Source organism: Vibrio sp. DNB22_10_4, assembly GCF_052879755.1.
The window spans coordinates 1-249 of record NZ_JBNNXW010000103.1 but is presented as its reverse complement, the minus strand read 5'-3'; the positions used below and the strand labels follow the sequence as shown (position 1 = coordinate 249).

The 249-nt window shown below is 65.5% G+C and carries 1 protein-coding gene; it reads right to left on the bottom strand.

Annotation, left to right across the window (positions count from 1 at the left end; all coding sequences use genetic code 11):
• Positions 1-249: hypothetical protein (locus tag ACVA6Q_RS24840; protein WP_446649251.1), on the bottom strand; the 249-nt coding region annotated here is incomplete at both ends.

The following is a 249-nucleotide window of genomic DNA, read 5'->3' as shown; positions in this document are numbered from 1 at the left end:
CTCCACGACCTCATGCTCGATCTGGCGATGCACCGCCGTACGGTCCACCCCGGGGGCATCCTCACAAACCGCCGCCGCACTGGCTGCAATTGCCGCTGGGCACGGGTCAACAAAAACGAAGTGGTTGCCCGGCACAACATGCACCGCAGGTGGGGCGGCCAGGCCGGACGCAACCGCAAGCGCGTTTCGTGCAGCGCCGAGATAGCGATCGTCTTGCGGTCGATAGAGCATGGTCGGTATGCGCACGGC